The organism is Neobacillus sp. YIM B06451, assembly GCF_032667185.1.
Classification (GTDB): Bacteria; Bacillota; Bacilli; order Bacillales; family Cytobacillaceae; genus Bacillus_D.
Genome location: NZ_JAVFKJ010000001.1, coordinates 578,442 through 598,320, shown reverse-complemented (window position 1 = coordinate 598,320; position 19,879 = coordinate 578,442). Strand labels below are relative to the sequence as shown.

Here is a 19,879-nt window from a genome sequence, read left to right as displayed (position 1 = left end):
ATACAATCCATTTCGTGACTAAAAATGGAATGGAGATTGTTTATCTTGGCCCATACAAAAGACGAAAAATTAAGCCTGTACCATGGGCTTGCTTCGACGATATCAACGACTGCGGTTAACGGATATATCCCATTGTTCGCCATCAGTGTCCTTGGCGTGACCGATGGCCAAATGGGACTAATCACATCCCTCCCATCCATCGTGGCTATGCTAGCCCTTATCCCGGGCGCGATTTGGCTGAACCGGTCGAAAAGCAAAAAGAATTTTGCCGTATATACAACCCTCGCCACCAGGCTAATGTTCATGCTTATCCTATTCGTCCCTTTTCTGGATACACATTATGCTCCGTGGGTGCTTGTTTTTTTAATAGCGTTATTGAACTTCCCTGGCGCGCTGTCAGGGCTATCATGGCAGACATTGATTGGCGGGCTCATCCCCGAAGGACGCCGTGGATCATTCTTCAGTACAAGGAACCAATGGACAACTATCGCAGCGATGATCGTGACCTTCCTGACTGGCTTTTTTCTGCAGCAGTTCAGCAAGACTGATGCTTTCCCATATCAAATCCTGTTTGTAGCAGGCTTCCTATTCGCACTTCTGGAAGTGTTTTACCTTTATAAGCACAGTGACGTGAAAGAGGAAAGGATTGAAAAAATTGAAACCCAGGCTTCCAAAAGGAAATTTTCTTTGGACGTTTTCCGGTACAAGCCGTTCCTTTCGTTCATCGTATGCGCAGTCCTTTTCAACATCGGTGCGCAAATGGCCTGGTCCCTGTTCAGCATCTACCATATCCGCGAAGCAAACGCGACCGCGCTCTGGTTCAGCTTTTTCTCGGTTACAAACCAAGTCGCCCAAATCTTAAGCGTGAAATGGTGGGCAAAAGCCGCCGACAAACACGGGAACACGCTCGTCCTGTTCGTCGCCGCTGTCGGTATGGCGACCGCGCCAATCCTGACCATGCTGTTCACCAACCTGTTCTATCTGACAGCGCTTAACTTGTGGATCGGCCTGTTCGTATCCGGCACAAACCTGCTGCTGTTCAACCAGCTGCTAAAAGCAACACCAGAAATAAACCGGTCCACTTATCTAGCAAACTATCAATTTATCTTGTCAATCATCGGTTTTGTTGCGCCGCAGCTAGGTGTCTTCCTGCTCGGCCAATTCGGAATGTTCTCGGCAATGGCTATCGCTTCGGTCGTCCGCCTGCTTGCCGGCTGTTCCTTCCTGCTCGTCGCACTTAAATTCGAGCGCAAGCAGCCAGCCCAAGCCTTATAATTGGAAAACCCGCAAATTCCTTGGCTGGGAATGCGGGTTTCTCTCTTTTATTGACCTAGTTTTTAGATGCCTGAGAAATCGTAGTTGTCTGGCAATGTTATGGTTTATTGGATGCCACTTCAGCTGGGGTAAAGCTGCTGCACGTGGTTTATTTTACCCACTCAAGGAATTCTAGCCTGTTGCCAAATGGGTCCGCGGCATAAAACCGGTTCGCGCCTGGAAGATTGTTATCCTCAATCACGTCCACCCCATTTTCCTTTAAATGAGCCTTCAATCCCTCTAAATTTTCGATTTCAAACGCGGGATGCGCCTTCTTTGCCGGAAGGAACGGATCCTCGACGCCAATATGTAATTGAATCGTTCCGTTTTGAAACCAGGCCCCGCCTTTCTTTTTTAAAACGGGCGGTTTTTCAATTTCCGTAAACCCCAATAGCTTTCCGTAAAAAGCACGCGCGTCCTCCTCGCATCCTTTTGGAGCTGCAAGCTGGACATGGTCAAGCTGCTTGAATGTAAATACCATCCTCTCATTCCCCCTTTGTCATTCCATTATAAGCCAGAGTGGATGGTATAGAAATTAGGAGACTATTATCCATGCTGATAATTAATTCTTATTATACAGTTGTGTTGGAGAGGATTCCGGATAGGTGCTGTGTGAGGTTTTTTAAGATTTGGTTCTTAGTTGGTATTTCTTAGGGGGTGAGTGACACCTTTTCGGGATTTTGACCAATCTTTGTCGCTCATTTTGATTTGAGCGACACCTTTTTGCGATTTTGACCCACCTTTGTCGCACATTTTGATTTGAGCGACACCTTTTCAGGATTTCACCGAATCTTTGTCGCTTATTTTGATTTGAGCGACACCTTTTCGGGATTTCACCGAATCTTTGTCGCTCAACCGGATTTGAGCGACACCTTTTCAGGATTTCGCCAAATCTTTGTCGCACATTTTGATTTGTGCGACACCTTTTCGAGATTTCACCGAATCTTTGTCGCTCATCCGGATTTGAGCGACACCTTTTCAGGATTTCACCGAATCTTTGTCGCTCATCCGGATTTGAGCGACACCTTTTCAGGATTTCTCCGAATCTTTGTCGCTCATCCGGATTTGAGCGACACCTTTTCAGGATTTCGCCAAATCTTTGTCGCACATTGTGATTTGTGCGACACCTTTTCGAGAGTTCACCGAATCTTTGTCGCACATCCGGATTTGAGCGACACCTTTTCAGGATTTCACCGAATCTTTGTCGCTCATCCGGATTTGAGCGACACTTTTTCAGGATTTCGCCAAATCTTTGTCGCTCATTTTGAATTGTGCGACACCTTTTCGAGATTTCACCGAATCTTTGTCGCTCTACCGATTTGAGCGACGTCCAGCTATTGCCTTCTTGAATGTCACTCAACATGGATACTTGAGAAAACCAGTTTAATACCCGCTCATACTGGTTAATCCTCAAATTCAAAAAGGCACGGCGCCAAGTTAGCACCGTACCATACAATCAATGTTAAAACGTTGCCGCCATGTCCTTTGCTCTCCGGATGGCGTCTTCCTTGATTTCCTGCGCCCGATCAGGGAACTGGTTATGCCCTTCAACGAACAGGCCTTCGAAGGACGGAATTCCGAAAAACTGCATGATGATTCCGATGTAGCGGTGGCCCATTTCCATTGCCGCAGCAGGTCCTTCCGAGTACACGCCGCCGCGTGCCTGGATATGGAGTGCTTTTTTATCAGTAAGAAGTCCGACCGGCCCCTTCTCGGTATACTTAAAGGTTTTTCCGGCCGAACAGATTGAATCAATGTATGCTTTCATGACCGGAGGAAAAGAAAAGTTCCAAAGCGGCGTAACAAAGACGTATTTATCAGCGGCGACAAATTGGTCAGTCAATTCCCCAAGCCGGCTAACTTTCCGTTTTTCCTCACCGGACAGTTCATCGAACGCGGAACCCGATCGGAGTTTTCCCCAGCCGCTAAAAACGTCTACGTCTATTTGCGGTATATCCTCTTTGTACAAGTCAAGATGGATTACCTCATCATTGGGATTTGCTTCACGGTATTCTTCAATAAATGCTTTTCCGACCGCCATGCTGTATGAAGCCGTATCGTCATGCGGATGGGCGGTGATGTATAAAATCTGCGACATTTTAACCCCTGCCTTTCCAAATATTGCTGACTCCATTATTATTCCTGTTTATGAGGCCAGTAATCGTGGAAAAAGCAGGAAGGTTTGTTTAAAAAAGAAAAACGAATTAAACGAGCGAAATACTTTTTAAAAAATCGAATCACACTTCCATGCAGATACATCTTTTAAAACATCAGTCTTAATACACATCTCTATTGATAAAGACATAGAACGATATGAACAGGCCGGCAGCCCACCATGCGAGCAGGACGGCGAGCGAGAAAGAAAGGGTCATCCCTTCAATCGGGGGCGCGGTGCCATTCATGTAATCAGTAAGCCTTAGGTTTACCATGAACAGGTATTTCGCGGATTCCCAAGAAGATACCATATTGCTTAAAATTGCCCCGGAGATGAGTGCAGCTAGCATGATGCCCATTCCGGCCGCCGTGCTTCTGATTAATACCGACAACATGAACGACAATGTCCCGACGACGATGGCGACGAACCAGACAAGCCCAAATTCCATCAACAAATATTGCCACTGGTCAACCAATTTGACGCCTGACGTATCAAGCGTGCTACCCGTAGCGGAAAAGCCGGTTAGAATTGGCGCGCCCCAGCCTTTGTAACCAAACACAAGGCCTGAGATTAAATACGACAGAATGCCCATGATCGCGACAATGACCGAAACGGAAAGGCAAAGTGAAATGTATTTGCTGAGCAAAACCCGCCAACGTTTAATTGGCCGTGTCAGCAATAGCTTGATTGTACCCTGGCTGTGCTCGGAGGACACAAGGTCGCTCGCTATGACCATAACCATGAGCGGCAGGAACAAGTCGATTGAATTTTCGATGAACATGCGCATAAAGGTTGGCGCGCCTGGCTCGGATGGATTGATATTATGGTCCAGGTAGTATTGCTGCTGCTGAAGGCTGATTTGCAGCTGCTTTTTCCATTCTTCGCTTATACGGCTCGAGGAAAGCCTGTTTTGCGTATCGATGATTTGCTGCTGGAGAATGGTTTTCCAATCGGTTGTGCCCATCCTTTCGCGCTGTGTTTCAACCTGGCGAAGCTGCGCATACGTGAACAGGGCGACGAGGACGGCGATGATTGCCGCGATAACCAGGAGTCTCTTTTTAGCCAATAGCTTGAGCATTTCATTATGTATGAGCTTAGTCAATCGTGTCACCCCCGGTAAGCTCAAGGAACAGGTCTTCGAGGACCGGCATCTTCCTGTTCATTTCCGAGACGCCGATTCCCGCTTCGACAAGCTTTCGGTTCCACTCGGCGGCTTTATCAGCGCTGTACTCTGTAAAAATGGAGCCATCTTCAGCGACTTCAATCGAGGTAAGGGCGCCCAGGATTTTTTTACCCTCCTCGAAGGGTTCGAGCTTCCAGGCAATCCGCTCCCTGTTGCCGAGCAGGACCGAAACCGTATCCGTTTTAATGACCCGGCCTTTTGAGATGATAGCTACCCGGTCGCATAGAAGCTGGATTTCGCTTAGCAAATGGCTCGATACGAGGACACTCAAGCCTTCTTTTTCTGCAAGGAACCGGATGAATTCCCTCATCTCGCGGATTCCCGCTGGGTCGAGGCCGTTTGTCGGCTCGTCCAAAATGAGCACATTTGGGCTTCCAAGAAGAGCCTGGGCAATCCCGAGCCGCTGTCGCATCCCGAGCGAATACGTTTTTACCTTGTCATGGATTCGTTCGGAAAGGCCCACAAGCCGCACGACTTCCCAGATGCGAGCATCGCTGACACCATCAAGCATTCTTGCAAAATGGGCAAGGTTATCCCAGCCAGATAAATACGGATAAAGCTCCGGGTTTTCGACGATGCAGCCGAGATGCCTCATTGCGTTCGGGAAGTCCTTCCTCAAATCGTATCCGCAGACGGAAATGGTGCCCGATGTCGGTTTGATCAGCCCGACGAGCATCCGGATTGTCGTTGTTTTTCCCGCGCCGTTTGGGCCTAGGAAGCCAAATACCTCCCCTTTATGAAGCTCAAATGAAATTCCTTTAATAATCTCTTTTTTGCCAATCCGTTTTTTCAACTCTTTGACTTCAAGCGTTACGGAGGACATCAGTTTTTCCCCTTCCAAGCCACCAATGCCGCCACCCTGTCCGCGATAAGCTGGTAGCCTTTTGTATTCGGGTGGAATTTATCTGTATACAAATAATCGTTTACGTTCTGTTCGAACAAATCAAATGTCGGGACATACACCACCTTCTCAAATTTCGCGGCGAGATTGGCAGACGCGAAATTCCATTGCCTGATGACAGCGGAAATTTCCTTTCCATCAGCAAGTTCGATGAATGGATTGTACAGTCCTATAAAATAAACGGTCGCCTCTTTATTTACAGCCCTGATTTCCGATAGAACGGCGTTTACGTTTGCGAGGAACTTCTTTTCGATTTCTTCGGGAGTTTGGCTGTCGAATTCAACAAGCCCTTGCCCGCCCCTGAATAAATCATTTCCGCCTATTGTAATAAGGACAATATCCGCATGTCCGAGCTGACGTTTGACCTCGGTTTGCTTAACCTGATTGGCAAGCTGTTCTGATCGCTGGCCATTTATGCCAAGATTGACTAGCTTGATGTCCTCTTCGGATCGCTTTTTCAAACTGTCGGCCAAATAGCCGACATACCCACGGCCTGCGGCATCCCCGGTTCCTCTTGTCAATGAATCGCCCATCGCGACAATCGTAAGATCCCCTTCTTTTTTTGTTTGGATTGGGGTTTCAGGGTTCCTGGCCTGTGGTTCCGATGGTTTGCCAGCGTAATAATCGCCAACTGCCCAAACTAGCCCCGCAATCCAAAGCAGCATGCACAATGCTGATGCAATCATCCAAATGCCAACAGTCCTTTTTCGCAAAAAAACCATCCCTTTCAAAAACTTCCTTATTTTATTTAAACATAGAATAGGCCCAATTCAAATTTTGCAGAGCTCATTTAATTAAATTCTGTGAGGTTTTTGAAATACACAGCATGCTTTAGTTAAAAAAGCAAAAAACAAAAGGACTTCGAAAGTGTGAAGTCCTTGGTAAGTGCTATTTTTGATTCAGGTTGGGTGAAAGGTTAAAGGATGGCAAAAAATTTTTTAAAACATGCCTCCCCGTTCGAGTTCAAAAACAAGAGTCAAAGTAGTTCCCCTGTCGTAATTGGATATAAGTTCCCATTAAAAGCAAATGAAATTTTACCCGTTTCCTCCGATACAACAAGGACGAGAGCATCACATTTTTCGGATAGCCCTAGAGCAGCCCGATGGCGTGTCCCCAATTTATTATCTCCCACATTTCTGTTTGAGAGTGGGAGGACATTGGCCGCGGACAGGATATGATTTTGACTAACCAGCACAGCGCCATCATGTAAAGGATTTCCCGGAAAAAAGATTGATTCCAGTAAGGAATGGCTCAATTCTGCCCCTATCGCAATACCAAGATGAATGTAAGGTTCAAGTGCATCTTCACGTTGAATGACGATTAAACCGCCATGTTTCCGCGCCGACATATTTTGCACACAGATGGTTAAATCCGAATATTTATCTGTAAAAGGGGACAAATAGCAGTTTAAATAAAAGGAAGCCGCGGTCATTTCGACTTGTATAAATTGATTTTTTATTCTTTCAAAATTTCCAAGAAGGCAATAATTTTCATTATCCATTGTTTCCAAGCTACTCTGTAAGGCCGTTATAACCTGGCTTATATCCTTTTTCAATGATTGCTTCATCGGCGAGAAGTCACAATTTTCCTGGTCCACAGAGACACCTCTTCGTAATCACTTTTTATATGGATAATGAAGCTTTTACTTCAATTCCTTCATCTCACCTTATGTTTTTCTACAAGAACACGAATTATTCGCTGCTTGGCTTTTATACATACATGTTAGAGCTTTGTGCTTTTTGTAAAAAAATCAGCAACCTGCCTTAGACTGGATGCATTTCTTGCCAATCTAAAGCAATATAAAAAGGGCCCGACAAAATTCGGAACCCATACTGTTTAACTCAATTTTTAATTGGTGGACCAGCATAATGCCCCATTCCAATTCTCAATCAAATTAACGAATCAATTTGGAGAGCTTCCGCCTAAGCCTGAAGCCGAAATCGGAGACGCGCGGGCTCGTTTTTCCAGCCAAAAAGAATGCAAGAAATACTACGAGAAGGACCATGCTGGTGATGTAGAGGGAATTTTTCACTTCCTCATGGTACAGCATCCAGCCCGGGCCGATCATTTTACCTATTATGATGAAAGGTGTGGCCCAAATAAGCGATCCAAGTGCTGTGCATATCGCATACGTCCTTGCCGGAAACTTTGTAATGCCGGCAAAGAAGCCGATTGCGTGGCGGGCCCCCGGGACGAAGAATACGATAATCAACAGCTTATTGCCGTATTTTAAAAACCAGTCTGATAATTTATCAAGGGTTTTTGGTTTCAGGAAAAAGTAATGGCCGTATTTTTTAAAAAATCCATAACCGAGCTTTTTGCCAATCCAATAGTTGACAATCATTCCGAGAAAAGTTCCTGCAGCTGCTGCAAGCACGCATGTAAACCAGTCCAAATCACCTTCAAATGAAAGATAACCTGAATATCCCATTATCGCTTCCAACGGCAAAGGCAGGATAATCATCCCTGTCGCCATCGACAAAAAGAGAAACCAGTAGCCGTATTCATTCATAAATGCCATCACTTGCTGCATTGGGCACTTCCTCCCCCGGAATACTTTATGTGAAATCAAGCTGCGAGTCTGTCCCCAACTTTCTCCAATTTAACTATAGTACCAATACGCCCCTCTGGCAATAAGCAATTTTCTTCAAAAAACGTGAGTTCGGTTTTAATTTTTCTATAAGGCTTTTCCAAAAAGCCTGAGTTCGGTTTATATTTTTTCACCAAGGCTTTGCCAAAAAACGTAAGTTCGATTTATATTTTTCCACCAAGGCTTTGTCAAAAAACGTAAGTTCGATTTATATTTTTCCACCAAGGCTTTGCCAAAAATGAAACTTCCTGGAATGTGTTCCGTATACTTGAACAGCGGGCAACAAAGCGGTGCAATTGCCGCCGGGTTTAAAACCCGAGGGCCCGAGGGAAGATACCCGTATAGATTAAACAGGTTAGGAGTGTCGAAAATGGGAAGAGGCTTTAAGGGAACATGGCTTGTCGTCCTCGGTATCATCGTTGTGCTTGCCATCATGTTGATGTCCAGCTACAACGGGTTTGTCAATGCCGAGGAAAACGTGGACCAATCGTATGCGCAAATTGAAAACCAGCTACAGCGAAGGCTGGATTTAATACCAAACTTGGTGAACACGGTTAAGGGCTATGCCGCCCATGAAAAAGAAACAATTGAGGCTATCTCTGATGCCCGCGCACGTCTTGCAGGCGCAAGATCACCTGAAGAAGAAGCAACCGCCAACGCGGAATTGTCGGGGGCGTTGAGCCGATTGCTTGTGGTCGTTGAAAATTATCCAAACCTGAAAGCTGACGCACAGTTCAGGCAGCTGATGGATGAACTTGCCGGGACGGAAAACCGCATCGCTGTCGCCCGCAAGGATTACAACGATCAAGTCGCGGTCTTTAATAAGAAGGTAAAACGATTCCCTGGTGCGATTGTCGCATCGATTACAGGCTTTGATGAAAAGGAATATTTCCGCGCAGACCCGCGTGCCCAGGAAGCACCTGAAGTCGACTTCGGGGGCAACGGGTAATGAAAGCGGCAAAGGCCTCAGCCATTCTTTCGCTGTTAGTCCTGTTTCTGCTTGGCGGCAGCGCTGGGGCCTATGCTGCCGGCGAAAAAATCCCGGAACCGCGGGGAGATATTTACGTTCAGGATTTCGCCGATGTATTAGGTCCGGCCGAGGAACAGCAAGTGATCGGCTGGGGCCGGCAAATTGAGGACAGCACGGGCGGCGCCCAGGTTGCCGTCCTGACTGTTGACTCGCTTGGCGGCCGCGATATTGAAGGGTACGCAAATGAAGCATTCCGGAAATACAAGCTTGAAAGCGCAGAAAAGGATAATGGTGTTCTCCTTGTCCTCGCAATAAAAGACGAGAAAATCAGAATCGAAGTCGGCTACGGCCTTGAAGGGATTATCCCCGATGGCAAGGCCGGGCGTATTCTCGATACTTACGCGATTCCCTACCTTCAGCAAGGTAAGCCGGGCCAGGCTGTGATGAAAACGTACCAGGCGATTGGCAATGAAGTCATCGGCGAAGGTACGGGTGTCGGGGCCACAGACGGAGAGCAGGCTTCCCAGAAATCCGGCGGCCTGCCTGAATGGCTGATCATCCTGCTCGTCGTCGGGTTTATTATCGTCGATATGGTTTTCTTCCGCGGCACATTCACCTTCCTCCTCCTCTCCATGATTGGACGTGGTGGCGGCGGTGGCGGTGGCGGTGGAGGCCCACGTGGAGGCGGCGGTGGTTCGTCTGGAGGCGGTGGTGCGAGCCGGGGCTGGTAAAATGGGATTGGAGTGCAGTGTGATTTGCCGTCCGGGAACCCGGGCGGTTTTTTTTATGCTGAGCTCACTGAGTTGCGAACCCTGCTTATAAAAAAATTTCTGCCTGAATGCGAAAAAGCTGCTCCCGGCAAGGAACAGCTTTTTTTATGTCATTTAACATGTGTGTGTTCAGTCGGCCGCCTTCATCAACGGAAATCTTCATTATCATAATTTTGCTCTTTGAGAATGCCCATCTCATCAATGTGCTTCCTGGCTTCAGCATCGCCGAGCCGGTAAATCATCGCATAAATAAGTTCAATCGACCTATCGTAATCTTTATTTTCCCCTTCTGAAAATTCATGGTATGGCTGCCACGGCAAATGCGTCCGCAAATAGCCTCGCTTGTCAGCATCATAATTTTCCTCAAACAGCTCCCGCAAATCCTGGATTTCCTGCTCATCCGCGATGACGGTAAACGTATTTTCCGCGGTCGGTTCCATCGTAATTTCCCCTGTCTTAATATCGACGAAATACATCTTCTTTTCCTGCGGGTTATCCAGCATGGTTTCATCTCCTGTTCAACGCAATCTACTATACTTTCCTTTACCACTTTTGAAAACTTTTAATCTTTTCGGATGGGTGATCTGGGCTTCGGCTTGCCAACTTGGGGGTTGATGGTAAACGCGGCCTCTTTTTGTGCCGGTAAAAGGGAGCCCAATGGAAGTAAGGAGGTTGTATGCCTGATCGGGCTTTGTTAACTTTAGAAACCGTCTCAACTCGGAATTTGTAAGTTCGGGAGAAATCAATAGAAAATAATCCTGGATTGCCTCCAAATGGGCGGTTTGCGATATATCGCCACATCGGCTGCAGTAGCTTTTTCTATAATGAAATTTCATGGTAAGTGAGAAGCATTTGGGGCAAAAGATGCCAGGAAGGATTTCGGTAGTGGAAATGGTGAAGTTTTTTAGGACGTCGGGACGGTGTGGCGTATGTTGCTGGAGGATCGCCTTCTTTACCTTTTTCAAAGCCTTTGTTTCCAGAACAAGCTGATTATGGCGTTCATCGAATTCGGAAACTTTTTCAACAAGGCGTATGGCGAGAATGACCTTTTTAAAAACTTCGTAGTAGCCGGGATCGGCTTTCAGCTTTGAGGAATTGTTACTCATCATGACAAGGAATTCAATTGGGATGTCCGGTAAGTTATGATTTTTGAGCCACTCCTTTAATTTGCGCGTCTGCATCTTTGCTTGAGATACCGGGTTTGTGTAGGTTGCTGTTTTACCATCTTTCTCCTGAAAAACTTGGCAAAAATTTTTCTCAAAATGGATTTCCCCTCCCCAATTCTTGATTTCGAGAATCAATGCGAAGAACGGAGTGATTAAAAGCGTGTCAATTTGAAAAAAGAAGCCGTTATTGTTGAGCCGCAATCCTTTGAAAATCAAAAATTTCTCTTGGTCGAGGAAATTTAGGTAATGATCAACCGATTTTTCACCGTTGTACCCCGCTTTTTGGGTCCTTAATGATTCCTCAATGTCCTTTCTCTTTGGGTGGCCACCCGGCAGCCTCCTTAATAATGCCTCGAGCATCAAAATAATAAGCGGAATTGCTCTTTCCAATGCAATCAATCTCGTAACCTCCTTTCTTTCTGTTACAATTCTAGCACTTTTTGTAAAATCCTGCCGAATTGGAGGTTCATTCGTGAACTTTTCGGGACTGTTCTATTTGGGGGAAAAAATATCCGGGTTTTTGAGGTACTTATCCGGGTTTTCGAGGTAATTATCCGGGTTTTCGGGCCACATATCCGGGTTTTTAACCACGATATCCGGATTTGTCACTTTTCCGCCACATTTATAGCGCAAAAGGCCCGGTTAACCACCCCGCCATGGTGGCAATAGGTGAACGAACTGCCAGTTTTATAAGGGCACCAACTTTGAAACGGGGCATCTGCTTTTCAACTGGCTGGCTTTTCGGCAATTTGCATGTAACACCCTTGTGAACGAACCCCAGGTTGGAAAAAGCCTTACCATAATCACAGCCCCAGCTCTTCAACCCAGCCGGCTCTTCGGCAACTCGCCCGCCCCAATAAGTTGAAAGCACAAAACAGAAAAAAACCGCCGCACCCACTACGTGGACACAGCGGCCTTCCAAACCGCCGTGATTCCCGCTGTTGTCACATCTGTCAGCATCACTTCGGGTGTCCTCAGCCGGAATCCGCCTTCCCCTCCAGCTCCCATAATATGAACATGGGAATCTATGAATCCCGGGAATATGTATTTCCCCTCCGCATCTATCACATCAATTTCGACAAAATCGGACGGTTGCCTGATTTCATCCTCTACAAACCCAATCTGGTCCCTTACAATTAAAAGATCCTTTTTGCCAAGAAAATCGGGGCTGTACACAATTCCGTTTTTTATAAGCGTCAGCATGGCAAGCCACCTTTTCTTATACGAGTTTGACAGTACTTTTACCCAAACGCAGGAAACCAAAACCCTTTCAGCCTCTCAGATACAGAATTGTTTACCGCGGTACATAAACAGGGAAAAAGCACAGTATGAGAGAGAAAACGGAGGATTTCTATGTGGATTGAAAAACCATTCTTCAGGTATGCGACAGCCGCAATCCTGCTATTATTGATCATTTTTCTGCTTGGCAAAATCGATTACTTTGTCTGGCCGTTCAAAAAACTCATCGCCACCATCTTTTTTCCAATGTTATTATCAGGTTTCCTCTATTATATTTTGCGTCCACCAGTGCGCTTTTTGGAAAAATTCATGCCCACGACCCCAAGCATACTGACCGTATTTTTGCTGATTTTCGCAATAGGGTTCGCCTTCTTTCATGTCGCCGGCCCCCAAATCACGGAACAGGTAAAGGAAATCAGCAGCCATCTCCCATCAAAGGTAGCCGAGGTCACGAACGAATCAAAAGAGTTGGTAAAGGAAAACGAAAAAGCCAAGCAATCCGTTGATGATATCAAAACGAAAGCGGAAAGCATGGTCGGGGAATTTTTCAGTGCAGCCGAAAGAAATATTGGGAAAGTCCTTTCCGCCATTGCAGGCATTGTAACTGTTCTCGCCGTTGTACCCTTCATCGTGTTTTATTTGTTACGGGATGCAGAACGGCTTCAGCCCGCGTTGCTGCGCCATTTGCCAAACGACAGGAAGGACGAGGGGCGAAAAATCCTCCGTGATATCGATAAAACCCTGTCATCGTATATTGTCGGGCAATTCATCATCGCGGTCTCGGATGGGATTATGCTTTATGCAGGCTATTTGATCATCGGACTAGAAAACGCCTTACTGCTAGCATTGTTTGCCATGTGTGTCGCGATCGTCCCGTTCCTCGGGCCCATCATCGGGGTTATCCCGGCTGTGTTTATCGCGCTCATGGACGGGCCTGGCCTGGTCGTAAAGGTCCTCTTGGTCATGTTCGTTGTCCAGCAGCTCGAAGGCAACTTAATTACGCCTAGGGTAATGAGCAATAAGCTGAACCTCCATCCGCTGACCGTCATCCTCGTCCTGTTGATCGCGGGATCCCTATATGGTGCGATTGGCGTCATTATATCAATCCCTTTATTCTCGGTTTTGAAAGTAACATTCAAAAACATTCAAAAATTTTATAACCTCAATAAAATCAAAAAGGCAATCTAGTGAAAATACCACGGCCATGATGATGTGGTAGTACAACAAGCTGCATCGGGAGTGAACGAACGGGTTCCGTTTTCGAAAACAAATACTAAAATATCACCCAAATTGCAGTCTAATTCAAATATGAATTGGACTGCATCTCTTTATTGGTATAACAAGGTTTTGCATTATTTTACGGATATTTTGTACCACTTTCCGTACCCCTTAATATCAGCTGAGAGAAATTATTGTAAGTGTAGAATCCGTGTAATAATTGACTATTAGCTGGCATTTTGGATGTTTATGTAAAAATTAATAAGTCCTTATTGAGCAAACGGTGCAGATTACTTTAATGAGGATAAAATAAAAATGGCTGTAAATCCCCTTGTGGAATATAATGTAAGAGAGAGGGGTGTTTTTATTTGGCTGTAATTTGGTTTTTTATTATTGTTATTCTCGGCATTTTCGGATTTGCATTAATAATCGACTTGAAAAGAAAGAAAAACAATAATAACCCTCCTATTCCAACCAATCCAAACGCTAAGCCAGGGGATAGTTCAAATTATATAATGGGCGATTATAAAGACACTGGTGGATTTCAATAACCGTTTGCAACTAACTAAAGCGATTCTTCAATAGCGGAGGATCGCTTTCTTATTGAAGTAACGGGGTTACTTCAACAAAGGGACTAAAAAAATAGTAAGGTTCTGGGGAGGTAGGGGATAAAAGTGAAAGTAAAAAGTTTAATAAAATTTGGGCTGATTTTATCAATCATTCTTAATTTGTATTTGTTTCAACAGTTAAATAATAGTAAAGAACAGTCAAGGTTAGCAATGTTTGAAAAAATTCAAAATGGAGTTAATTATTCATTTAATTTTGGTGAGACTTTGCAAAGAAAATATTCCGATATTTCCATAAAGGAAAAATCGGAATATTTAACTGCTATGTCTTGGAGTCTGCAATTATCTACTCATACACTAGAAATTGTCGAACCAAATGATGATAGATATAGAAAACTAGCTAACTTATTCAATATTTATAGTCACATTCCATCATCAAATGATTTAGGGGATATGATAAGTAATGAAAATGTATCAGATGACGAAATCTTGGAATTACTTAATATATGGTTAACTGACATGAAGTATCTTGATGAAAAACTGGATTACAATCAATTGTCTAAGATGAATTACACGGAATTAAGCGCATATTGGGAAACGCTACTATCCAATTTAAAATACCATAATGATGCTTTAATTAAATACAAACAATCATTCTAGAGAAAAATAGCTTATTGAAATAACGGGTGCGAATGTAATGAAAATAAAATACACAAAAAATGCTTGGACTGCTCCAAGCATTTTTGTGGTAATTTACTAATCAAATTGGCTTGCTAATTCAAGTTCGGTTAGAATGCGAATAGCTTTGTTAATTTGGACTTTAACCTCAAAACCGAACCCTCTAGGAGTGAACTGGGTCGGTTTTTTTCAGTTAGTTTTGCCAAACGCGTTTGTTTTCAACGCGTTTTGTGAGTCCTTTAGCGTCGAGACGTTCGAGGAATGGAATCATGTATTTCCTGGATAGGCCCAATGCATCCTTTGCGTCGCCGACCTCGAACTCAGGGCCGGTACTTACTCGCAGTGTCTGGACTGCTTTTTCAAAAACATCGCCATGGTAAAAATACTGGCCATCAAGCGGGACAAGCTGCCCTGTTTCCTCAAGAAATCTTTCCAAATCTCCGGCAAGGGAATCAGGAATTCCAGCGGCCGAAAAATAGTCCGCAAGATATTTTACCTGCAGCCCATCCTTCTTCAATTCTTCGACAAGGTTCTCGGCGCGTTTTTGCCAGTTTTTCGGGACATGGCGTGTAAAATCGGCGAGGGACACGAACTGTCCGCCCCGTTTAAACGTCCCCTTGCCAATCGCGTTCTCCACCGTAAAATCGAGGAGTCCGCGCGGGAAGGATTTGTTCATTGATTGGAGAAGCTCGGCTTTATTCAGCCCCTGCTTCATCGGATGTTGCTGGTGGTAGTCCTGAAGCCGGTCGTACATATCTTCCGTAATTGAATCCACTAGCTGCAGCAGAGTGAATTCCTTCCCGTTATACAGAAGGAAGCTTTCGTCTTCAAGCTCGGCAGCTAAAATGTCGCTATCGAGCGCAGTCCGTTTGATCAGCTCGTTAAAGCCAAGGCTTTTCGCCTCATAGAGCGCCGCGGCAATACGTTCCTTCGGCTTGCCCGCCTTCTTTTTCTCCAATTCTTCAATTGTCTGATTCCCGAACCGGTACTTATTGCCGCGAGGATCGATGACCCAGCCACCGCCAATCGTTTCCTGCGGGCTCGGACGGCGGAGGATGAATCGGTCGCCGCGTTTCGTCAGTACTTCCTCCTCAAGCCGGAGCTGGCAAAGGATTTCTCCGGACTCTTCCTTCAATTCGTTCCGGTCAAAAAAGACAATCCGTCCCATTACTTCGGCTGTGCCGATATGGAGTTTTACAGGCATGCGTTGTTTTACCATATAATCAAGGTCTTCGACGACCCTAATTGCAACATCAAGCGTTTTTGAAACGATGAAATGCTCGGAGGAAACAAGGACATCACCCCGTTCAAGGTCCTCCTTCGCCACTCCTGAAAGATTGATCGCTGCCCTTTGGCCGGCATACGCTTTCTGCGCCGGTTTATGGTGAACCTGAAGCTGCCTCGCCCGGACTTCAATTCCCTTCGGCATGATTTTCAGCGCTTGTCCCTCTTCGACCGCTCCTTCATAAACAGTTCCTCGGACGACCGTCCCCTGTCCCTTTACCGTGAACACCTGATCAATCGGAAGCCTGAACGCGCCGCGGGCATCGCGCATTTCCTGTTCTTTCAAGGTTGCGATAATCAATTGTTTCAGTTCTTCGATTCCTTTTTTCGAAAGGGAATCAACGAGCATGAATGGCGCGTTTTCAAAAACAGTACCCTGCAGCTCTTCAAGGATGTCATCTTTTACAAGCTCGATAAACTCCTCTTCAACCCGGTCCATCTTCGTGATCGCTACAATGCCGTTTTTGATCCCGAGGAATCCAAGAATATCGAGATGCTCCCTCGTCTGCGGCATAACGCCTTCATCCGCGGCAACAACGAGGACAACAAGGTCGATTCCCGCAACCCCGGCAATCATCTGCCTAATGAACCGTTCATGGCCGGGAACATCAATGACGGAAATTTGAATTTCGTTATCTTCATAAAGCGGGGCAAAGCCCAACTCAATTGAAATTTGCCGTTCTTTTTCCTCTTTCAGCCGGTCCGTGTCGACGTTGGTCAGCGCCTTTGTAAGCGACGTTTTCCCGTGGTCAATATGGCCCGCCATGCCAATCGTAAAAAACCGTTTTTCCAAATAAGCCACCTTCTTCAACCATTCTCCCTATATTCTGACTGAAACGGCTGGTTTGTTCAAGAAACTCTTTTTAAAAGCGGGCGGATTGGCTGTTTACCCAGGAACCTGTTTCCGGCAAGGGCCTACCTGATGTTTATTAAGGCTTTCCCTAGCACAGCCAGTACTGCCGTTAGTTCAGGAACCTCTTTTCATGCGCTGGCATATTCCAAGGTTCATATCAAGAATCCCATCCAAAAAGCCAGTCAGCTTGGCAGGACTAGTAATGATTTTCTTTTCAAGCGCTAGTCAGTGCTCAGTTGCACTTTCAGCCATTAGCGCCCCGAGTGCCCCGCAATATTCCCCGTTCCCGAGGAAAACCGGTTTAAGGCCAAATGCACCTGTATAAGCGGACAGGGCGTCCTTTAAAGGCGCATTTCCGGCCAGCGTGCTGCCGGCATACACGATTGTGTCCACTTTGTTCGCCCTGGCAAGCTGCGAAGTGAGCAGAATAATTGTTTCCGCGATCATATTGATAAGCGCCGCCGTGAGGTCCTCCTTCCCCTCACCCTTCCCTTTTGCAAAATTGGCCGCCGTCATGTCTCCGTTCAGCGGTTCATCTCGTCCTCCATATATGTCCTTCACCAATAAATCAACATGCTGCCTTGAACCGGCGGCTGCCATGCCGACAATCTCGGAGAAATCTTCCGTTCCTGTGAGCAGGTTGCCGAGCCCAGTCAAGGTTCCGCCGCCAAGGCCGCTTCCCCCGATGCGGTGGCACTTTCCTTCTCCAGCGAGGAAAATAGATGTTCCAGTACCTATATTCACGACGATAAATTGCCCCGCCGTAGTGTTATTTTCTTTCCTGAGGAGAATATCAACACCCGAGCAGACCGCCTCGAATTCATGGACAAGCCGGGCGTTCGGAAAAAAATTCTCTTTTATCCACAAGGCCTTTCCGCCCGTGACTGAAGGGGAAGCACTTGGTGCGATAAGCTTCAGCCAATTGAGCAACTCTTTCGCTTCCTTATATCCGGCTTTCCTGTACTTAATCCTTCCGCTTTCTTCATAGGCAATCTTCACCAGCGTACCGCCCGCGTCAATTCCAATCCTGCCCGCTTCCATCCTAGTCCCCCATTTCTGCATTACTTGTTTTTTATTATAGTTGAGTTGTTTGAAAATTCCAGCTTTGGGCTCCCTCCACCATTTATTTGACACTTCAATTTTGAGAATGGCCATTTGGGGTACCAGTCATCATTTGAAAAGTTGAATTCATAATGTCTAGATTGTATTTGGAAAAGACCAGGGGTTAAAATTCTTTTTTTTTGCACCTAACTTTCTGTGATTCGGATAATTTTTGCCATCGGAGGGACACTAAGTAAGATGATGTGGATTATTTTACAAAAGGGAGTGTAATTATGGGAATTTTGAGTGGAAACCCGCAATCAGAACCTCTGCATTATGGTGAAGTGTATGCGCTTTGGTCTTATATGGCTGGCAGCAAGGCAATGAAGGCTGCTTACCAAACGTTCCTAAACCATATCGGCGACAAGGATTTAAGGAATTTGATCGAGGAATCGATCCAAACATGCCAAAATGAAGAAAAGCGGGTCGAGGATATTTTAAAAGAAAACGGGATTGGTCTCCCGCCTACGCCACCTGAGAGGCCACTGGCGGATTTGGAGAGCATCCCGCCCGGAGCAAGGTTTATGGATAACGAAATTTCCTATGCGGCATCCGCAAATCTTGCGGCTGGATTGGTGATGTGCAGCGGAGCAATGGGAAATTGTATCCGGGAAGATATCGCGATGCTGTTCGGCGAATTCCATATGACAAAGGCGCAACAAGCCGCCCGTTATTTGAGGCTAAACAAAGAAAAAGGCTGGCTCATCCCGCCGCCGCTCCATATGCAAAAACCAATGGAAGAGTAATGCCGGATTTTTCTCTACCCTCTGTCCGACTTAGCATGACTTCATTATAACTCCGAAATCGATCAAAAAAGGATGGCGGCCGCCATCCTTTTTGCTTTTACGTATTAGCCAGTCAAGTTTTGATCTAAAGCCGGTTCACAGTCCAGGCACACTTCCATGCCTTCGATTACATGGATGTCTTCAGGGCTGTACTCAATTCCGCACTGGCTGCATTCGATCATGTTTTCAGTTATCGGAATAAACTGTTCCGGGGAGGCATCATTGATTTCAATCTTCTCAACCCAAATCCTTGTCGAATGCGGAAGCTTGTTCGATAGATAGTCATTTGCCGCTTCCTCAGTCTCCCAAACCCCCAGGTCATACAAAAATTCATTGCCGCTTCCTGTGTTTGTCATTAATCCATATACAATCCTCATATGGAATTCTCCTCTCATGTATGAAGCAGAATGTGTATCGTTTCGTTTGCTTTCTACATATCCGCTTTTGCAAAAGTTCAAACCAAGAAGGGATTTATTGGCAGGACAACGAATATACGGGAGAGGGGGAAAAAGATGATCAATCTAGTTAGGGTAAAAAAAGAAGAAGAAGAAACACTCCATCATTTAATGCAATTCTATATTTATGAATTTGCAGCGTTAAAGCCAGAAATCAAATTGGAACAGGACGGAACGTATAAGCGTTTTGACTTAACCTCTTATTGGGTAGAACCAAACCGCCACCCTTTTTTCATAAAACTTGACGACGAACTCATTGGCTTTGCTCTCGTTGCCACAGGGAATGAAGAAAATCCAAATTCAATCGAGGAATTCCAGGTTATCCGGAAATACAACGGCTTTGGGTACGGCAGGCAGGCTGCATTAAAATTGTTCTCAATGTTCCCCGGCAGGTGGCGGATTACGCAAATCGAAGCCAACGACCCCGCGAAAGCATTTTGGCGTAAAGTAATCGGCCAGTATACTAATGGTAGCTATAGTGAAACAACCGATGCCAACCGGAGGACCATCCAGGAATTTAAAAATGTTCATGTGTGACATTGCGCTGGGGAATACATTATCGGATGTTAGCGCCCCTACCTTTGGATAACTAACGGCAATTTTACGAAAAGCCGGCTAGACAAGGCCATGTTGGAGTGTTCAGGGATGTTC

At 45.7% G+C, this 19,879-nt stretch carries 22 protein-coding genes; 9 read left to right on the top strand and 13 right to left on the bottom strand.

Annotated elements, in window-relative coordinates; all coding sequences use genetic code 11:
• Positions 1-45 precede the first annotated feature (45 nt).
• The gene (locus RB160_RS02855) at positions 46-1,275 is read left to right on the top strand and encodes an MFS transporter (RefSeq protein ID WP_316568687.1); all 1,230 of its coding nucleotides are present in this window, start codon (positions 46-48) and stop codon (positions 1,273-1,275) included.
• 148 nt (positions 1,276-1,423) lie between these two features.
• Here RB160_RS02855 and RB160_RS02850 read toward each other — a convergent pair whose 3' ends face one another.
• Positions 1,424-1,795 (bottom strand): VOC family protein, encoded by a 372-nt coding sequence (locus RB160_RS02850; RefSeq protein WP_316568686.1) that lies wholly within the window; start codon positions 1,793-1,795, stop codon positions 1,424-1,426.
• Between the two features lie 278 nt (positions 1,796-2,073).
• On the opposite strand from RB160_RS02850, the gene RB160_RS02845 reads away from it, so the two are divergent.
• Positions 2,074-2,637 carry a hypothetical protein gene (locus RB160_RS02845; protein WP_316568685.1) on the top strand — a complete coding sequence of 188 codons (564 nt, stop codon included), beginning with the start codon at positions 2,074-2,076 and terminating at the stop codon, positions 2,635-2,637.
• 139 nt (positions 2,638-2,776) lie between these two features.
• Here RB160_RS02845 and RB160_RS02840 read toward each other — a convergent pair whose 3' ends face one another.
• From RB160_RS02840 to RB160_RS02815, 6 genes are all read right to left on the bottom strand, one after another.
• A complete protein-coding gene (locus RB160_RS02840) occupies positions 2,777-3,412 on the bottom strand; it encodes an FMN-dependent NADH-azoreductase (protein ID WP_316568684.1) in 636 nt (211 codons plus the stop codon).
• 178 nt (positions 3,413-3,590) lie between these two features.
• The gene (locus tag RB160_RS02835; RefSeq protein ID WP_316568683.1) at positions 3,591-4,571 is read right to left on the bottom strand and encodes an ABC transporter permease; all 981 of its coding nucleotides are present in this window, start codon (positions 4,569-4,571) and stop codon (positions 3,591-3,593) included.
• Positions 4,564-5,475 carry an ABC transporter ATP-binding protein gene (locus tag RB160_RS02830; RefSeq protein ID WP_316568682.1) on the bottom strand — a complete coding sequence of 304 codons (912 nt, stop codon included), beginning with the start codon at positions 5,473-5,475 and terminating at the stop codon, positions 4,564-4,566. Before RB160_RS02830 ends, RB160_RS02835 begins: the two co-directional genes overlap by 8 nt.
• Positions 5,475-6,275 carry an SGNH/GDSL hydrolase family protein gene (locus RB160_RS02825; protein WP_396954653.1) on the bottom strand — a complete coding sequence of 267 codons (801 nt, stop codon included), beginning with the start codon at positions 6,273-6,275 and terminating at the stop codon, positions 5,475-5,477. Before RB160_RS02825 ends, RB160_RS02830 begins: the two co-directional genes overlap by 1 nt.
• Before the next feature lie 254 nt (positions 6,276-6,529).
• Complete coding sequence (gene cdaS, locus RB160_RS02820) at positions 6,530-7,150, bottom strand: sporulation-specific diadenylate cyclase CdaS (RefSeq protein WP_316568680.1); 621 nt, start codon at positions 7,148-7,150, stop codon at positions 6,530-6,532.
• A 297-nt stretch (positions 7,151-7,447) separates the two neighbouring features.
• The gene (locus RB160_RS02815; protein ID WP_316568679.1) at positions 7,448-8,086 is read right to left on the bottom strand and encodes a DedA family protein; all 639 of its coding nucleotides are present in this window, start codon (positions 8,084-8,086) and stop codon (positions 7,448-7,450) included.
• Between the two features lie 427 nt (positions 8,087-8,513).
• On the opposite strand from RB160_RS02815, the gene RB160_RS02810 reads away from it, so the two are divergent.
• On the top strand, positions 8,514-9,092 hold the full coding sequence (locus tag RB160_RS02810; protein WP_316568678.1) for a LemA family protein: 579 nt from the start codon (positions 8,514-8,516) through the stop codon (positions 9,090-9,092).
• Positions 9,092-9,844 (top strand): TPM domain-containing protein, encoded by a 753-nt coding sequence (locus RB160_RS02805; protein WP_316568677.1) that lies wholly within the window; start codon positions 9,092-9,094, stop codon positions 9,842-9,844. Before RB160_RS02810 ends, RB160_RS02805 begins: the two co-directional genes overlap by 1 nt.
• 185 nt (positions 9,845-10,029) lie before the next feature.
• Here the strand turns inward: RB160_RS02805 and RB160_RS02800 are convergent, their stop codons facing one another.
• From RB160_RS02800 to RB160_RS02790, 3 genes are all read right to left on the bottom strand, one after another.
• Positions 10,030-10,386: a hydrolase gene (locus RB160_RS02800; RefSeq protein WP_316568676.1), complete on the bottom strand. Its 357-nt coding sequence runs from the start codon at positions 10,384-10,386 to the stop codon at positions 10,030-10,032.
• Positions 10,387-10,401: 15 nt separating this feature from the next.
• A complete protein-coding gene (locus RB160_RS02795) occupies positions 10,402-11,448 on the bottom strand; it encodes a nuclease-related domain-containing protein (protein ID WP_316568675.1) in 1,047 nt (348 codons plus the stop codon).
• A 498-nt stretch (positions 11,449-11,946) separates the two neighbouring features.
• The gene (locus RB160_RS02790) at positions 11,947-12,252 is read right to left on the bottom strand and encodes an amidohydrolase family protein (protein ID WP_316568674.1); all 306 of its coding nucleotides are present in this window, start codon (positions 12,250-12,252) and stop codon (positions 11,947-11,949) included.
• 150 nt (positions 12,253-12,402) lie between these two features.
• Between RB160_RS02790 and RB160_RS02785 the strand changes: the two genes are divergently transcribed.
• The 3 genes from RB160_RS02785 to RB160_RS02775 all read left to right on the top strand — a co-directional run bounded on the left by RB160_RS02785 (position 12,403) and on the right by RB160_RS02775 (position 14,732).
• Positions 12,403-13,476, top strand: coding sequence for an AI-2E family transporter (locus RB160_RS02785; protein ID WP_316568673.1), 1,074 nt, complete (start codon positions 12,403-12,405; stop codon positions 13,474-13,476).
• A 398-nt stretch (positions 13,477-13,874) separates the two neighbouring features.
• Positions 13,875-14,057, top strand: coding sequence for a hypothetical protein (locus RB160_RS02780; RefSeq protein WP_316568672.1), 183 nt, complete (start codon positions 13,875-13,877; stop codon positions 14,055-14,057).
• 123 nt (positions 14,058-14,180) lie between these two features.
• The gene (locus RB160_RS02775) at positions 14,181-14,732 is read left to right on the top strand and encodes a hypothetical protein (RefSeq protein WP_316568671.1); all 552 of its coding nucleotides are present in this window, start codon (positions 14,181-14,183) and stop codon (positions 14,730-14,732) included.
• 211 nt (positions 14,733-14,943) lie between these two features.
• Here RB160_RS02775 and selB read toward each other — a convergent pair whose 3' ends face one another.
• Both selB and coaW read right to left on the bottom strand, forming a co-directional pair.
• A complete protein-coding gene (gene selB / locus RB160_RS02770; protein ID WP_316568670.1) occupies positions 14,944-16,827 on the bottom strand; it encodes a selenocysteine-specific translation elongation factor in 1,884 nt (627 codons plus the stop codon).
• Positions 16,828-17,112: 285 nt separating this feature from the next.
• Positions 17,113-17,928 (bottom strand): type II pantothenate kinase, encoded by an 816-nt coding sequence (gene coaW, locus RB160_RS02765; protein ID WP_316568669.1) that lies wholly within the window; start codon positions 17,926-17,928, stop codon positions 17,113-17,115.
• Positions 17,929-18,221: 293 nt separating this feature from the next.
• Here coaW and RB160_RS02760 point away from each other — a divergent pair, with 293 nt between their 5' ends.
• Complete coding sequence (locus RB160_RS02760) at positions 18,222-18,734, top strand: DUF3231 family protein (RefSeq protein ID WP_316568668.1); 513 nt, start codon at positions 18,222-18,224, stop codon at positions 18,732-18,734.
• A gap of 104 nt (positions 18,735-18,838) precedes the next feature.
• On the opposite strand, the gene RB160_RS02755 is transcribed toward RB160_RS02760, so the two are convergent.
• Complete coding sequence (locus RB160_RS02755; protein WP_316568667.1) at positions 18,839-19,150, bottom strand: hypothetical protein; 312 nt, start codon at positions 19,148-19,150, stop codon at positions 18,839-18,841.
• Positions 19,151-19,285: 135 nt separating this feature from the next.
• Between RB160_RS02755 and RB160_RS02750 the strand changes: the two genes are divergently transcribed.
• Positions 19,286-19,765 (top strand): GNAT family N-acetyltransferase, encoded by a 480-nt coding sequence (locus tag RB160_RS02750; RefSeq protein ID WP_316568666.1) that lies wholly within the window; start codon positions 19,286-19,288, stop codon positions 19,763-19,765.
• Positions 19,766-19,879: the final 114 nt, after the last annotated feature.

What these genes read in the sequence shown, in the direction of transcription:
- RB160_RS02750 (WP_316568666.1), top strand. Translation starts at nt 19,286, where the DNA reads ATGATCAATCTAGTTAGGGTAAAAAAAGAAGAAGAAGAAACACTCCAT.
- RB160_RS02815 (WP_316568679.1), bottom strand. Translation starts at nt 8,086, where the DNA reads ATGCAGCAAGTGATGGCATTTATGAATGAATACGGCTACTGGTTTCTC.
- RB160_RS02785 (WP_316568673.1), top strand. Translation starts at nt 12,403, where the DNA reads ATGTGGATTGAAAAACCATTCTTCAGGTATGCGACAGCCGCAATCCTG.
- RB160_RS02760 (WP_316568668.1), top strand. Translation starts at nt 18,222, where the DNA reads ATGGGAATTTTGAGTGGAAACCCGCAATCAGAACCTCTGCATTATGGT.
- RB160_RS02805 (WP_316568677.1), top strand. Translation starts at nt 9,092, where the DNA reads ATGAAAGCGGCAAAGGCCTCAGCCATTCTTTCGCTGTTAGTCCTGTTT.
- RB160_RS02825 (WP_396954653.1), bottom strand. Translation starts at nt 6,275, where the DNA reads ATGGTTTTTTTGCGAAAAAGGACTGTTGGCATTTGGATGATTGCATCA.
- RB160_RS02790 (WP_316568674.1), bottom strand. Translation starts at nt 12,252, where the DNA reads ATGCTGACGCTTATAAAAAACGGAATTGTGTACAGCCCCGATTTTCTT.
- RB160_RS02850 (WP_316568686.1), bottom strand. Translation starts at nt 1,795, where the DNA reads ATGGTATTTACATTCAAGCAGCTTGACCATGTCCAGCTTGCAGCTCCA.
- RB160_RS02810 (WP_316568678.1), top strand. Translation starts at nt 8,514, where the DNA reads ATGGGAAGAGGCTTTAAGGGAACATGGCTTGTCGTCCTCGGTATCATC.
- RB160_RS02840 (WP_316568684.1), bottom strand. Translation starts at nt 3,412, where the DNA reads ATGTCGCAGATTTTATACATCACCGCCCATCCGCATGACGATACGGCT.
- coaW (WP_316568669.1), bottom strand. Translation starts at nt 17,928, where the DNA reads ATGGAAGCGGGCAGGATTGGAATTGACGCGGGCGGTACGCTGGTGAAG.
- RB160_RS02830 (WP_316568682.1), bottom strand. Translation starts at nt 5,475, where the DNA reads ATGTCCTCCGTAACGCTTGAAGTCAAAGAGTTGAAAAAACGGATTGGC.
- RB160_RS02800 (WP_316568676.1), bottom strand. Translation starts at nt 10,386, where the DNA reads ATGCTGGATAACCCGCAGGAAAAGAAGATGTATTTCGTCGATATTAAG.
- RB160_RS02755 (WP_316568667.1), bottom strand. Translation starts at nt 19,150, where the DNA reads ATGAGGATTGTATATGGATTAATGACAAACACAGGAAGCGGCAATGAA.